This window comes from Gemmatimonadota bacterium, from assembly GCA_009838845.1.
Taxonomy (GTDB): Bacteria; Latescibacterota; UBA2968; order UBA2968; family UBA2968; genus VXRD01.
The window spans coordinates 1-15,779 of record VXRD01000074.1 but is presented as its reverse complement, the minus strand read 5'-3'; the positions used below and the strand labels follow the sequence as shown (position 1 = coordinate 15,779).

Here is a 15,779-nt window from a genome sequence, read left to right as displayed (position 1 = left end):
GGCTAATGTGCTGCCATCCGGGGAAAACGCCACAGAAGCCACAGAACTCGTATGTCCTTCAAGCGTCGCCTTATGTTCTCCGGTGGCAACATCCCACAACCGAATCGTCCTGTCATTACCCCCACTGGCAAGCGTGCCACCATCCGGGGAAAACGCCACGGAAACTACAGAACTACTATGTCCTTCAAATATTGCTCTCTGTTGTCCAGTGGCAGCATCCCACAACCAAATCCCTCTAAACCCCCCACTGGCGAGCGTACCACCGTCCGGGGAAAACACCGGAGAAGAAAAATTCGAGGAAGAAAAACGAACCGAATGCCCCTTGAGCAGGGCGACTTCGGCACCAGTATCCACATCATAGAGCCAAATACCTATGCCCATGTCACCCGCCACCACGAGTTGAGATCCATCGGGAGAAAATGTGATACCAGTTATTTCGCCTTTACCCAGACGCGCCCTGGTCCCTTTGGGCAACCCCCATCGGGTATAGTCCTGGGCCTGGACATCTAAAAAAAATGAAAAAATAATAATAGCTGGAATGAGAAATCGTATGCGGTTCATGATATGGCCTTCCTTTTTTTAGCGATCCTTTGAAATCAATAGATTATCTATCTGTAGAAGCAAGGGTGCATACAGACCCATATACACTGCTCAGTCAGGACACCTTCTTGCCAAAGGCATTGGCAAAAATCAGAAAATCACCAATACCAATCATGCTATCCCCATCCAGATCAAACTGCGCGTCATACCCCTCATCGTCCTCACTGAACCCGAACTGCTCTACAAAAAGCAAGAAATCGGCAAGATCAACAATCCCATCGCCATCGAAATCGGGCGTTGGCGTCTTGTCAAACAAGACCTCAACACCTCTGTTCTGAAGGGCTGGAATATGGGTGTTGATGGCTGGCGCACTCAGCGGATTATCTTTAAGATTCAACTCTGTCAGATTGGTTGCAGACTCAAGCCCTTCCAACTCGCGGATATTGCGATTGCTTGCATCCAGAGTAGTCAAACTCGCCATATCCGTTACTGTAATGGGCGCAAAACGCGACTTGCCCAACGCATCCCGGATCACCGCGCGAAGATTGGCATCGGGCATATAGACCACAGGTGTGACATACTCCGACATATCCCATAGTTTGACTGTGCGATCTTCGGACCCTGAAACGAGCGTTGTCCCATCGGGTGAAAAAGCTAAAGAAAAGACCCTATTTGTATGCCCTTTAAGGGTGGCGATATTCTTTTTTGTTGCAACATCCCATATTTTCACCACCCTATCGGATGACCCGGAAGCGAGTATTGTCCCATCCGGTGAATACGCCACATACACATCCCAAGTATTACCGCTATCCCCCCCAAGTATAGTGGCGATAGTCTCTCCTGTTGATATATTCAACAGCCTGATTGTGGAATCAGACGCCCCAAAAGCGAGTATTGTCCCATCCGGTGAATACGCCACAGAACTGACCGACTGATCCTGCTCAAAGGTAGCAACATTGCGTCCCGTTGCAACATCCCACAGCTTGATTGTGGCATCCCATGAACCCGAAACGAGAGTCTTTCCATCGGGTGAAAACGCAATTGAAGTAATAATACTCGTATGTCCTTGAAGAACGCTTATAGCGCGTCTCGTCGCCACATTCCACAACCGTACATCTGACCAAGACACATACGCGAAGATTGCGCCATCGGGTGAGAATGTCATAGACCAGACATGAGAATGAGCCGCAGGAGTAGCAACAGTTTCTTTTGTCACAACATTCCACAGCCGGACATCACCAAATGCCCCTGAAGCAAGTGTTGTGCTGTCGGGTGAAAACGCAACTGAAAAGACTTCGCGCGTATGTCCTTCAAGCGTGGCGATATGTTCTCCTGCAACATTCCACAACCTGACCGTTTTGTCTTCTGATCCAGAAGCCAGCATTGTCCTATCGGGTGAAAACGCCACAGCCCCTACCCTGCTTGTATGCCCTTCAAGCGTAGTGATACGTTGTGGCGGAATTTCCCACATTTCAAAAGATCTACGCCTAACATTTCCGTCAGTATCTATTGCTATAACATAAATCGGATGCTCGGTGGGATAGGAAAGACTCGCTCCACTAACAGATGGAATAACACCATCATACTCAAATTCAACAACAGCATCTCTTTCACCAGTCAATCCACGACACACCTTCACTTCAGGAAATCCGGCAGCGAGGTGTGGTCTTACTGTTTTAACGAATAAGATCACTTGATGAAGTCCTTCCGAACCGCTGACTTTGAGTTGAATAGAAACACTTTTTGAGCCTATCGGATATTCAGGCGATGAAATGAGTTCAATCGTTGGTAACTGCGCCTCTTTCGGTGAGGTATCAGGATTGAAGTAGGGATACACAGTCAAAAATTCGGCATTGCATGCAGATAACCGATCTTGTCCGGGACCATAAGACATAATGTACGCATTATCTCGAAAATCGTGCTCCAATCCGAAGACATGGCCAAGTTCATGTGCTGCCGTTTTCTGGCTAAATACACCTGGAAACAACGCGATACCACCATTTTTTCCTTCTCGTTCTGCTACACCGTTCCAATGTCTGTTAATAAGGTTTGTACTGTTGTCAATAACGGTAAAGTAAATGTTCTCATAGATGTTAAATATCTTGTCAATCTCGGGAGCCACAGTACCATACGTGTTGTTGAGATAGTGACTATCGGGATGTTGACCATCCACGCGGTGAACCATTGGCTCACCCTCTGCATCGGTCTCAACGCGAAAGGTCTTGTTCCCATATCCATGCGCCTGCATCTGCTCGGCATAAAAGGTCTGAGTCTGGCGAATGGCCACTTTCATCGAATCCACCACTTCCTGGCGAAAGGGACGGTCATTGGGCAGAAAGTAGATCATTCGAACAGTGCGGGGTTCGCCAACGTTCAAATCGAATGCGTGCTTCGTAGCAGCATAGATACTATCCCGTGCCCGCAGATCTTCGGCATTGAGCGGCAGGCAGAAATGCACATCAGAAGATGGCGGTGAAGCATATCCAACAGACGATAGACAAAGCAACGCAAACAAACACACGCTTACCCTGAGTATCTTGCATTTTATTCTCATGACATCACCTCATCCTTTCTCCGACCATTTCGAAAACGCTACATATAAGCGTGATTTTACGGGAAATTTTATTCACTATAAGCATAAATGCAATTTATGTATCAACGTCAGGTGTAACTGAAGGACCAATGGTCCGTTGCGCCTGTCAGTGCAAGGGATCGATATCTGTCAGCGCAATCACATCAATGAGCACCCTCAGCCGCATATTCTGTAGAACAGACCCTGACATTAAAAATTAAACGTAAGCGCGGCGCGAAGCCCTTTTGAGGATGTGTGTGCTACGCTCAGGTTGAAACTATGGGGCGATACTTTGACCCATCTTTCGGATTTTGTTGCAGCACCAATGAGAGTGGAGAGAACACAAATAGGTATAGATATGTATCCTAAGACATATAGTAATACTAGCCCGTCCGTAGAGTCAGGATTGTCAAGATCTACAAATGCATATACGGCCCCAAAAATCCCGGTTCCAACACCAAGGCCAATAGCCATACCTTTCCCCAAGTTTCTATGCTGTCCAATGTTCACTTCAAAATTGGAGATCGAAGACACGGGCACTTGAAAAAATGTGCCTCCTCTTGAGATAACCAGTGTGTCCGGTGTCATTTTGATGAATCTGCCAACCACCCGCTCCCTCCAGATTGAAGGGACCTGGACACGCACTTTGGTGTAGTATCCATTTTTAAGGTGTCTTTGGACTTGCCGTTTTGCATGTTTCCATGCTTCAATACTCAGCGCGTGTTGCGAAATAACGAGGGTATCGATATCTCTGTATGCTATTGTTTTCGAAATTTTCGATACCCATCCCTCCCGCACTCTAATCACGATATGAACAGAGTCTTGCTTAGTAACCCTTCCAGTTACAGTCCCTTCCACACCTTTTGATGTATAGGTAACATGGGCATACCACCCCTCCCTAATCTTTGAAAGATCAATCTGCCCACCTGACATGAACATAATGGGTTCCTCTTTTTTCTTTCCTTTTTTGTCTCCAATAAACTGATTTACCTCATTCATCTGCTTTAGCGTGTTTGTTTCTTCACTCATGAACACTGACAGCACTTTGTCGTAGGCAATAGTCTTCTTGTCCTTGATATCTCCGCCCCGAATCGTAAACGAAGTTTCACCAACCGAATCAATCCATCCCTTCTCCAATTTCTGTTTGCCTTTGCTATCGTAATAGGTGACTGCAACATAAGCATCTTGAACGAGCGCGTCGGCATTGACCTCTGCACCTTGTAAGTATGTGGCTGCGTGCGCGAGCGCTGGAGTCATCGCGTTGAGCAGGACTGCCACAACCGTAACCATAGTGACTATTTTCATGGATATATCCTCTGTCATCCTTGCGTTGTACTGAGAGCATCTGGATAAATCTGTGGGGCTATATAACCGGTAACCGTCTAAAACCGCAACGTGGCAAGCGCGGACAGGTTGCCATCGCGATCAGGTGCAAAACCCACTGATAAACGGCGGAATTCAAAGAATTTTCTCGATATTTCAGATCCAATGTAAGCTCCAGCGATTGGGCCCAAAAATAGAGAGGGCCAGAACTTTATAGAGACAGATGTTATAGCGATGCCTACACCACCTCCTATTAGGCCACCTATTAATGTCAAACTGAAGCTATCATCAGAATCCACCCAGCTTACACCAAGAGAGCCCCCGCCTATATAGCTGATATAAATGACTGACCAGATGACAGTATGCAAGTGGTCATAGTCTCCGCACTTCATTTCCTCATCCGAAATCGAAATAAGGCAATAGTCCTCTGGAAGAAATGGCCACATTGCCAATAGCGATACACCTGCTCCTATAGCACCACCAAGAGCACCAAAAGTCAACTTGTCGATAAAGCGCGTATCGGTCTTCCCACCGCCGTTCCAGTACGTCACTTCGACATACGGTCTTTGGGGACGATCCCCTTCACCTATATACCGCTCAATCACCTTCATAGGCATCATTGCCCCCATATTCGCATAACTGCCTCCCAACAACAATCCCTTAGATGGAAAGAACGGCGACCAAGTGCGTGGTGAAAAATTCACAAAATCATCACCCGCAGCGGTTGAAAAACTCACCATAAATAAACCAAGCGTTATGCATACCATCCTCATAAAAGTACCCTCCTGAATCCTTTATTCGTAACCTCAGTTATGAACAAGTGTATTTCGTAACCTCAGTTATGAACAAGTGTATTTTCAAACCATTTACAATTGGCACTTTATCTTACAGGATGCTTGCGACACAGTCAATTTGACGATATGACTTTGCCAAAGGCATCGGCAAAAATCAGAAAATCGCCAAGCCCAATCATGCCATCCCCGTCCAGATCAAACTGCGCGTCATACCCCTCATCGCCCTCACTAAACCCGAACTGCTCTACAAAAAGCAAGAAATCGGCAAGATCAACAATCCCATCGCCATCGAAATCGGGCGTTGGCGTCTTGTCAAACAAGACCTCAACACCTCTGTTCTGAAGGGCTGGAATATGGGTGTTGATGGCTGGCGCACTCAGCGGATTATCCACAAGATTCAACCCGGTCAGATTGGTTGCAAACTCAAGTCCGGTCAAATCGCGGATATTGCGATTGCTCGCATCAAGAGCAGTCAAACTCGCCATATCCGTCACTGTAATGGGCGCAAAACGCGACTTGCCCAGCGCATCCCTGATCGCCGCACCCAGGTTGGCATCGGGCATATAGACCACAGATGTGACATACTGCGATACATCCCATAGTAGAATACCATCCCCCGCCCCGGAAGCGAGGATCGTACCATCGGGTGAAAATGCCACAGAACGGACCTCCTCCGTATGCGCTTCAAAGGTAGCGATATTTGTTCCCGTCGCAACGTCCCACAGTCTGACCGTGTGATCTAATGCTCCCGAAGCAAGAATCATTCCATCTGGCGAAAACGCTACAGACAAGGCACCTGCCCAATGTCCCTCAAGAGTGGCAATATTGCGCCAGGACGGAGCCTGCCACAGGTAGATTCTGCCGCCCAAAAAAGATGCTGCGGTCTCGTAGTCACCCCCTGTTCCTAATGCGAGGATAGTGCCATCGGGTGAATACTTTACAGAATTGACTCTTCTTGTATATCCCTTAAGAGTGTCAAAATTTTTCGTCGAAATATCCCATAGCGTAACCCCCACCTCTGACCCGATAGCGAGTGTGGTACCATCTGGCGAAAATGTTACAGACCAGACATAACTCATATCCCCTTCAAGATTGGCGATATTTTTTCCTGTTGCAACATCCCACAGTCTAACTGTACCCCCTCCTCCCGAGTCATGTCCCGCCCCCGCTGCGACCATCGTGCCATCAGGTGAAAACGCTACAGAATGGACGTAGTGAAGTATAGGCCACTCAAGAGGGGTAATATTTTTTTCTGTCGCAATATCCCATAGGTTAACCTTATAATTAGACCCAATAGCGATCATCGTGCCATCAGGCGACAATGCTAAAGAGAAGACAGGACCGGTAGGTAGAGTGGTGATAGATCGTCTTGTCGCAACGTCCCACAGTTTGATCGTACCATCGAATGACCCTGAGACAAGTATTTTGCTATCGGGCGAAAATGCTACTGAAGTAACATGATTCGTATGTGCATCAAACTTGGCGATGACCTTACCCGGCGCTGAAATGTTCCGCAGCAGAAAATGCAGAGAGTTCTCATTCCCAAAAGTATCAACAACCTTCACATCAATCGGATGTATAGTAGGGTCGGAAAGACTCGTGCCATTATTAGAGGGAAAAACGCCGTCATAATCGAATTCAACGACAGCATCTTTTTTCCCCGCCAATCTATGACACGCCTTCACTTCGTCTTCAATAAATAGAAACACTTGATGAATCCCATCTGAATCGCTGACTTTGAGTTGGACCGAGACATTCTTTGCGTCTGCTGGATAATCCTGCGATGAAATGAGTTTAATTACTGACGGCTGTGTATCTATCGTTTCAACATCTCGATTAAAATAGGGATGCACTGCTAAAAACCCGACACTGCACTCAGATAACCGGTCTTGTCCTGGACCGTACGACATGATGTACGCATCATCGTTGAAGTCATGACCCAATCCGAAGGTATGTCCAAGTTCATGTGCTGCTGCTGTCCAAAAAAAATCGCCAGGGACTAACGCAACCCTACTTGTTCCGTGTGTGATTGCTACCCCTCCCACTTGAAAACCTAATAAACCAACTGTATTTGTACCATTGTCAATGACGATAAAGTAGGTGTTCGCTGAGAGATCAAACTTCTGCTCAACTTCGTACGTCAAAACAGGCGTATGATTGGAATAATGATCAGTAGGATTTTGTCCATCCATGCGATGAACCATCGGTTCGCCATGAGCATCGGTCTCAAAGCGGAAGGTTTTGTTGCCGTGTCCGTGTGCCTGCATCTGCTCTGCAAAGAAGGTTTGAATATTGCGCATCTCATCTTTCATCTTCTGAACCACTTCCTGGCGGAACGAACGGTCATTCGGCAAAAAGTAGATCATCCGAACGGTACGAGGTTCGCCAACATTCAAATCAAGCGCGTGCTTCGTAGCAGCATAAATGCTATCGCGCTCCTGCAGGTCTTCAAAATTGAAAACCTTACATAAATGCACATTGTTCTCGGCGTATGGCTGAGAAGCATATCCAACAGACGATAAACACAGCAAAGCAAACAAGCATGCGCTTAACCTGAGTGTCTTACAATATATTCTCATGAAATCACCTCATCTGTATTTAACTTGCACATAGGCATCTCGAATCAGCGTATTGGCATTGATCTCTGCACCTTGCAGGTATGTGGCTGCGTGTGCGAGCGTGGGAGCCATCGCGTTGAACAGGAAGGCTGCGGTTACGAAGATGGCGATTAATTTTTTCATAAATTTATCCTTCTTTCCGAACCAGTGATCCACGCTCTAAAAATCAAAAGCAACACTGAGAATATGCACCCGTTCATCAAAAACAGATTTAAAGAACTTGCTTGTGTAATCTACCTTCAAACCTATACCATGAGTCTTAAGTAGCACGCCTATACCCAGGGTGTTGGCACCTGAGATACTACCGGACCTTTTTCGTTGTCCTGCTCGCAGCGAAAATCCCAACATATAGTCTATAGCGGTCTGGTGTATATATGTATATTCGATACCTATGTCCGTGTAGAAGCCATCATTAGAATCGTTTGGATTATTCACATCCACGACCAGATCCAGATTATGAGGCAAGAGACCGATAGCCGTCAGTGCAATTAAATCAAGAAATACTCCCAGCCGCACATTCTTCGGAAGACCCCATTGCTCTGGCTCGCCTAACCCGCTCGAGCTCAAGTTCTCCACACCCATTGCGATCACCGTATTCCGTAATCCCGTGGCAAAATATGCGCCCAGATCAAAGGCAAAGACATTTTGCTCGCGATCCTCCCCGAGAGAACGCCCATGGATCAGCTTGAGAGTGGTTCCCACCGAAATCCGATTGGTAATCATGCCCCCATAAGCCACGGAAATGGCGTAATCGCTAAATTTTTGCGTGGTATTAAAATCGAGATTCACCGCAGAAAGCCCCAATGTCCCTATACGCGGCACCCTTGCTGAAACGCCAGCTACGTAGTGCTTGAGACCACCTATCCAATCTACATACGTAAAATACGCTTCCCGACCTTCCATAAAAGCCAGCCCCGCTGGATTGTACAAAATAGCCTGTCCACTCCCGATCAACCCTACCCCAGCCTCACCCAGAGCTGTCATACGGGCATGGGTGGGCAACTTTAGAAAAGAGAACCCCGTTCCCGTTGGCCTGTCGGACTCCTGGGCAAATCCCTCACCCGCCATCAACCCAATCAGCGTGCATAGCCCAATTAGCGTATATCGTCTCCTGGTCAAGCCTCACTCTCCTCAATTGAACTGGTGGTATTTATCCTGCAACAATCCTTAAAACTCTAAAATCAGATGATTATCGAATAGCACTGATCCTGAATTCCAGAGCATGTGCGCCCTCTCCTCCTGACGAGGTAATATGATCTCGCACTTCCAGACGCAGGCTCCTGCCTTTATGAGACCACCAGGTGATACCGGCCCCAACATTGAATAGACTCGTGCTTCCCTCCCTCACCAAAGCCGTATAGCCAACTGACAAAAAAGGAACGCCAGTATTCAGACGATGTTTTTTAATAAGATGAAAATTTCCATTCACCGAAAAAACACCAACCCCCCACTCCAATGCTTCAATTGGTGCGCCATACCCTGCCTCTATACTCGCGCTAAATTGCCCAGTTCCAAGCTCATATCCGGCAAAAACGTGAACAAAACTAAGACTAAAATTTTCCTCATTCAAAATGACCGTACCAGGCGCAATACCCAAAAAGGGCCAAGCGCTCCGATACTCTGTCGCAACGGCACTGCCAATCTCAACCCTCGACCTACCGCGGACGGAGTCTGAAATGATCAACTTTTGAATGCGATCCAATGCGACCCGCTCTTCCCAAAACCGTTCGCCAATAATCAAATACTCTGTATCAATAGCTTTGACATATCCTTTTACTTTCTTCACTCCATCCCACTCTCCAGACACCGAATCCCGCTCGCCCTTCCCATAGATAACCTCGACAAAATCACCGACTTCAACCGTGCTGCTATCAATCTCACTGGCTTCTAAAACAATTTCCGTCTGCAATGTCCGTGATCCGAAAGACGGGTCTGGTATCCCACTGACGTTACTCATCTCGTGGGTAGCATCTGGAATCGTCAACTTTTGGATGCGTTCTAACTCTATTTCCTTCTTCCAAAACCGTTCACCAATAGTCAGAGTCTCTGCATCAATAGCTTGAATATACCCCCTTGCCGTATCCAGCCTCTCCCACACCCCTGACACCGAATCCCGCTCCCCACTCCCATATATAATCTCGACATAGGCACCGGGTTTAACCGTGCTGCTATCAATTTCACCAGCCTCAAAGACCACTCCTGCCAGTAGTGTCTCAGGCATACATACGCTTAACATCCAAACGATTGCAGCTATTCGTACCATGAGTTTCCCTTTTCGAATTAGTAACCTCACCCTAAAAATTGAAAGCAAGGCTGAGAATATGGACTTTAGAATTAACCGTGTAAATAAACCTTCCAGGAACTTCGCTACGATAATAAAAGGCCTTGCGTGCGTAATCCATCTTTAGTGCCCCACCGCCGTTGGTCTTAAACTGCAAGCCACCTCCCCAGACGGTGGGATTTGTCGCTCGCCAGTATCTTTGGGATCTTCGTCCTGCTCGCAAGGAGACGCCTATAGAGTGGTCCGCAGCCCGGTACAAATACGTATATTCGACGCCCATGTTCAGTTCAACAGGCCCATCGAAATTGGTCCGTGTATTCACCCCCATGACCAAGTCCAGCGTATGTGGCAAAGACCTCATATCCATCAGCGACATCAAATCAATGAGCACTCCCAGGCGGATAATCTCCGATAGCTCTAACGCCGACTCGTCTAATCCCCTCGCGCTCAAATTATGCACGCTTAGCGACAGCACTAAATTTTGAATCCCTACGGAATACGCGCCCACATCAAAGAGGAAAAAATTGTGAACATATTTTTCAGTTGAGTCTGGATATTCATGAAAAATACCATCTTGAAATTCATGAAAAATATCATTTTCACGATATAGCATGCCTGCTCTGGAATAGTCGTGATGCGCCAGCTTGACGGTTGCCCCCACCGCAATCCTGCGGGTAATATTGAACGCATAAGCCCCAGAAATAGCATATTCGCTCTCATTCTCATTCGTGTTATCGAAATTCACAGCAGAAAACCCGAATGTTCCTATACGCGGTACATTTGCTGAAACACCAGCTACGTAGTTCTCAATACCACTAAACCAAGTTACATACGTAAAATACGCTTCTCGACCCTCCATAAAAGCCAGCCCTGCGGGATTGTAAAAAATGGCCTGCCCGCTCCCGATCAACCCCACACCAGCATTGCCCAAAGCTGCTGTGGGGCTATTGTTGGGAAAAACTAAAACGAGTGATCTAACCTGCTGGGCAAAACCCTCACCCGTCATGAGCCATATACACAGTGTGCATATCCCAATTAGCGTATATCGCTTCATAATCGTTCACCTTGCACAATTAGTATTTGTCAAAAGAGCAACCATCAGCAATTAAACGTAAGCGCGGCGCGAAGCCCTTTCCCAAATGTGGGTGCAAGGCTCAGATTGAGGCGTTGAGGCGGCACCTCGACCCATTTGTCGGATTTTGTTATAGCACCAATGAGAGTGCAAATACATATAGGTCCGATAAATATTATTCTCCCACCTTTAGAAGATAGTACCCAAGGAATATTGATGTAAAACCCCCTCGCCACTAAAGAAGTAAGAGCCGTAGAAAGGGAAAATCCGATGCCAATGCCGATTGCCATGCCTTTAAATGTGTTTCTATGCTGTCCAGTGCTGACTTCGAGATTGGAGACCGAAGAAAGAGGCACCTGATAAAATCTACGTCCATAAAGTGTAAGTTCTCCACGGACAACGAGTGTGTCTTGCGTCTTTTTAATCAGCTTGCCGACCATCCATCTCTTCCAAATTGAAGGCGCATAAACACGCACTCTGGAATCTTCTGCATAGAGTTGTTGCATAACCTGTTCCCCGTACCCGTATCCTTGGGTCTGTCTTGCATTTCGCCATTCTTCAATATCTCGCGATTGTCGGGCGATAACGAGCGTATCTATGTCAGTGTATGCTATTGTTTTTCTCCTAATTTTCAATCTTCCACTCTCCTGCACTCTGATCACGATAGAATCAGAGTCTTGCTTGATAATCTGTCCGATTGCCGTTCTCTTGCCCCCTTCTTTAGAAGTATAGACCACATAGGCATACCATTCCTTCTTCGAAAAGTCGAATTGACCAATTATAACGACCTTGTCTTTTAGCCGTTGTTTGAGCCGTTGTATGGCAGCCTGTTCAGCCCCTTTTTTTCTCTGCTCTTCCTTTGCTTCTTTCTCTTTTTTCGCCTGTTCTATTTCTCTTGCTTTCATCTCTCGAATAAACCGATTTATCTCATTCATCTGTTTTGCTGGCACTGTTGATTCTTCGCTCATGATCACCGACACAACTTTATCGTAGGCAATGGTCTTCTTACTCCTGAATCCTCCTTCTCGGATTGTGAACGAAGTTTCACCAATCGCATCAATCCATCCCTTCTCCGTTTTTTTTTGGTCGTTGCTGTCGCGATAGATGACTTGCACATAGGCATCTTGGACCAGCGTATTGGCATTGACCTCTGCCCCTTGCAGGTATATGGCTGCGTGGGCAAGTGTGGGAACTACCGCGTTGAGCAGGACTGCCACAACCGTAACCATAGTGACTATTTTCATGGATATATCCTCTGTCATCCTTGCGTTGTACTGAGAGCACCTGGATCAATCTACGGGGCTATATAACCGGTAACCGTCTAAAACCGAAACGTGGCAATCGCGGACAAATTGCCATCGCGATCAGGTGCAAAACCCACTGAGAAACGGCGAGGGTCAAGGGTATCGTGTGACCGCCGGGACATGATTGTGGCTCCCATGACCGGGCCGATAAGCATGGACGGCCAGAGCTTTCTATTTACAGCCATCGTCATGACAGTACCTGCACCCAATCCCATCAGACTACCTTTCATGGCAACGCCAAATTGACCATGTGGTTTCTGATCTCTCAAGATTACTAATCCAGTCACAATGCCAGTCGCAGAGCCAATAAGCGCGCCTATGATTCCACCTTCAATGGCTTTAAATCCACAAAAAGTATCTCCTTGTTCACATCCATCACCACCGATCTCCGAACCGATCGTCCAGCCAATCGCACCACCAAAAAAACCAGTAATGATCCAGGTGTAGGAGTCATCATTTAACCTGCTTGACTGGCGTTGGCTCAGATGATTGAGGATCATCAGGGCACGAATCCTGTCCTTCGGGATTGTCTTTCGCCAGACGTCCCGGTAAATCGTCAACGCGGTTGCATCCATCGCCTGGACGAACCCTTCCACCGTCTCGCTCTCGCCATTGTCTTTGCGATAAGTCACTCTAACATACCGCCCCCTGGCGATGATAACTTGCCTCGCACGTTCACCTACATATGATTCAACCACCTCTGAGGAATTATTGCTCTTCAGGTAAGAATTACTATCGTCATTTCTATTCACATAACTGCCTCCCAACAACAATCCCTTAGATGGAAAGAACGGCGACCAAGTGCGCCGCGAAAAATTCACAAAATCATCCATCATCCGCACCGTGCGGGGTTCGCCTGCGTTTAAATTAAACGTTTGTTTTGGCGCAGCATATAAACTATCGCGCGCCTGCATGTCTTCGAAATCGAGAACCCTGCAAAAATGCACATCAGCCGATGGCTGAGAAGCATAGCCAACAGACGATAGACAAAGCAGTGCAAACAAGCACGCGCTCAGGCTGAGCGTCTTGCAATCTATTCTCATGAAATCACCTCGCGTTTCGTCTTGCCCGCTGACAAGGGCAGGATATCACCGATGTCTTGTAGAGTAATTCCCTAATCTCCTGGTCTTTTTGCCAGCATCTGAATCGAAGAGTATTTGCATTATATCACTCAAGCAGTGCCCACAGGAGAACCGTGCCATCGCCCGACGCCGAAGCGAGTGTCGTGCCATCAGGAGAGAATGCCACAGAAGAGATCCCAGATGTATGTCCTTCAAATGTGGAGATCAAGTGTCCCGTTTCGGTATTCCAAAGATAGACCGTTCTGCTTCCCCCGAAGCGAGTGTCGTGCCATCAGGAGAGAACGCCACAGAGTTGATCCAAGCTATATGTTCGAGGGTGGCAATTAGTCGTCCTGTTTCGACATCCCACAGTCTAACCGTGCCATCTATTGCCCCCGAAGCGAGTGTAGCACCATCAGGAGAGAACGCCACAGAGTTGACTCTATTCGTATGCCCTTTAAGCGTGGCGGTCAGTCGTCCTGTTTCGGCATCCCATAGCCTGACTGTGTAATCTTGTGACCCCGAAGCGATCGCGGTCCCGTCAGGTGAGAACGCCACAGAAGAGATCCAAGACGTATGTCCTTCAAGAGTAGCGTTCAGGTGTCCTGTTTCAGCATCCCAAAGACTGGCTATGTCATTAGATGCCCCTGCTCCTGAAACGATAGTGCCACCATCAGGTGAGAATGCGACTGAGAAGACGCCATCCGTATGTCCTTTAAGAGTAGCGTTCAGGTGTCCCGTTTCGGTATCCCACAGTCTGACTGTGCCATCATCTGCCTCCGAAGCGATCGTAGTGCCATCGGGTGAGAATGCGACAAAGAAGACGCCATCCGTATGTCCTTCGAGTGTAGAAATCAAGTGTCCTGTTTTGGCATCCCACAGTTTGACTGTGTTGTCGTATCCTCCAGAAGCGAATGTCGTACCATCAGGTGAGAATGCGACCGAGAGGGCCCAGGAATGATGTGCTCTGATCGGAGATATCAGTCGTCCTGTTTTGGCATCCCACAGTCTGACCTTGCCATCTCGTGACGCCGAGGCGAGTATCGTGCCATCAGGTGAAAACGCAACAGAAGTAACATCATCCCAATGTCCTTCAATTGTAGTGATGAGGTGTCCTGTTTTGGCATCCCATAGCTTGACTGTGTCGTCGTGACCTCCCGAAGCGATCATATCCCCATCAGGTGAGAATGCGACCGAGAGGATCACCTCCGTATGACCTTCAAGCGTGGCGATCATCTGTCCTGTTTTGACATCCCATAGCGTAACCGGGTCGTATCCCGCCGAAGCGATCGTATCCCCATCAGGTGAGAATGCCACAGTATATACCTGAAAGTTATGTTCGAGCGTGGCAGTTAGTCGTCCTGTGTTGACATCCCACAGTCTGACTGTGCGGTCCCATCCCCCCGAAGCGAGTGTAGCCCCATCAGGCGAGAATGCCACAGCATCGACCCAATTCGTATGTCCCGTGAGTAGCGCGACTTCACAGGCGGTTGCCACATCGTAAAGCCAAATGCCAATACCACTTGCCACAGCTAATTGTTCTCCATTGGGCGAGAACGCGACTTGAAAAATAGAAACACGTCCTTTTCCCAGACGGGCGATTGCGCCATCGGGTAGATTCATCGTCTGATAATAAGGACGAGGTGACGTTACTTTGCCAAAGTCGGTGACAAAGATCAGAAAATCGCCAAAGCCAATGACACCATCACCGTCCAGATCGTACCTGGCTTGATACTGCTCATCGTCTCGACTGGTCTCAAACAATTCTACAAATAGCAAAAAGTCGGAAAAACCAACGCTACCATCTGCATCAAAGTCAGATTTCAGGGGCGGCTGTGACGCGGCGTTGGCCCGCAGGGTCAGAGATGAGGGGTAAATCAGAAGTGGGATGGACAGGAGTGCAGAAATCAAAATCAGCTTTTGTACCGTACAAAAAAATCGCATTTCGTTCCTCATCTACGCAAGACGTAGTGTGACGAGTTGACAACTGCGTGTTTCGACACCCCAAAAAAGGGGTGTCGGGCATTGTCAACAGTCACGCAGGAATAGAAATGCGGGAATGTCCTACCTATTTACCGAGACACGGGGGATCAGTCCCTGTCTATAAATCGGCTATTGTATTCAGCAGATACCCGACATAACGGTACCCGCTTGACTGTTGACAAAAATAAAATATATCATTCCCGCGGTTTTTCAAAATAATTTATATTCAAT

12 protein-coding genes are annotated in these 15,779 nt (G+C 47.5%); all 12 read right to left on the bottom strand.

The genetic code is table 11. From position 1 onward, the window contains the following. The coding region (locus F4Y39_09820; GenBank protein ID MYC14009.1) for a hypothetical protein at positions 1-561 on the bottom strand (561 nt) is incomplete at its 3' end. Between the two features lie 94 nt (positions 562-655). Next, a complete protein-coding gene (locus F4Y39_09815) occupies positions 656-3,094 on the bottom strand; it encodes a hypothetical protein (protein ID MYC14008.1) in 2,439 nt (812 codons plus the stop codon). Between the two features lie 228 nt (positions 3,095-3,322). Then, positions 3,323-4,417, bottom strand: coding sequence for a hypothetical protein (locus F4Y39_09810; protein MYC14007.1), 1,095 nt, complete (start codon positions 4,415-4,417; stop codon positions 3,323-3,325). 77 nt (positions 4,418-4,494) lie between these two features. Continuing rightward, the gene (locus tag F4Y39_09805) at positions 4,495-5,208 is read right to left on the bottom strand and encodes a hypothetical protein (GenBank protein MYC14006.1); all 714 of its coding nucleotides are present in this window, start codon (positions 5,206-5,208) and stop codon (positions 4,495-4,497) included. 134 nt (positions 5,209-5,342) lie between these two features. Continuing rightward, positions 5,343-7,808 carry a hypothetical protein gene (locus F4Y39_09800; protein ID MYC14005.1) on the bottom strand — a complete coding sequence of 822 codons (2,466 nt, stop codon included), beginning with the start codon at positions 7,806-7,808 and terminating at the stop codon, positions 5,343-5,345. A gap of 198 nt (positions 7,809-8,006) precedes the next feature. Next, complete coding sequence (locus tag F4Y39_09795) at positions 8,007-8,966, bottom strand: PorV/PorQ family protein (protein ID MYC14004.1); 960 nt, start codon at positions 8,964-8,966, stop codon at positions 8,007-8,009. Positions 8,967-9,036: 70 nt separating this feature from the next. Next, positions 9,037-10,068 carry a hypothetical protein gene (locus tag F4Y39_09790; protein MYC14003.1) on the bottom strand — a complete coding sequence of 344 codons (1,032 nt, stop codon included), beginning with the start codon at positions 10,066-10,068 and terminating at the stop codon, positions 9,037-9,039. A gap of 73 nt (positions 10,069-10,141) precedes the next feature. Further along, positions 10,142-11,134, bottom strand: a complete 993-nt coding sequence (locus F4Y39_09785) for a hypothetical protein (protein MYC14002.1) — start codon at positions 11,132-11,134, stop codon at positions 10,142-10,144. A gap of 92 nt (positions 11,135-11,226) precedes the next feature. Next, a complete protein-coding gene (locus F4Y39_09780) occupies positions 11,227-12,444 on the bottom strand; it encodes a hypothetical protein (GenBank protein ID MYC14001.1) in 1,218 nt (405 codons plus the stop codon). Positions 12,445-12,521: 77 nt separating this feature from the next. Next, complete coding sequence (locus F4Y39_09775) at positions 12,522-13,547, bottom strand: hypothetical protein (protein MYC14000.1); 1,026 nt, start codon at positions 13,545-13,547, stop codon at positions 12,522-12,524. 124 nt (positions 13,548-13,671) lie between these two features. Continuing rightward, positions 13,672-13,794, bottom strand: a complete 123-nt coding sequence (locus F4Y39_09770) for a hypothetical protein (protein MYC13999.1) — start codon at positions 13,792-13,794, stop codon at positions 13,672-13,674. Then, entirely contained in the window at positions 13,791-15,521 is a 1,731-nt protein-coding gene (locus F4Y39_09765) for a hypothetical protein (GenBank protein ID MYC13998.1), read from the bottom strand. The genes F4Y39_09770 and F4Y39_09765 overlap by 4 nt, the downstream gene beginning before the upstream one ends. Positions 15,522-15,779 lie beyond the last annotated feature (258 nt).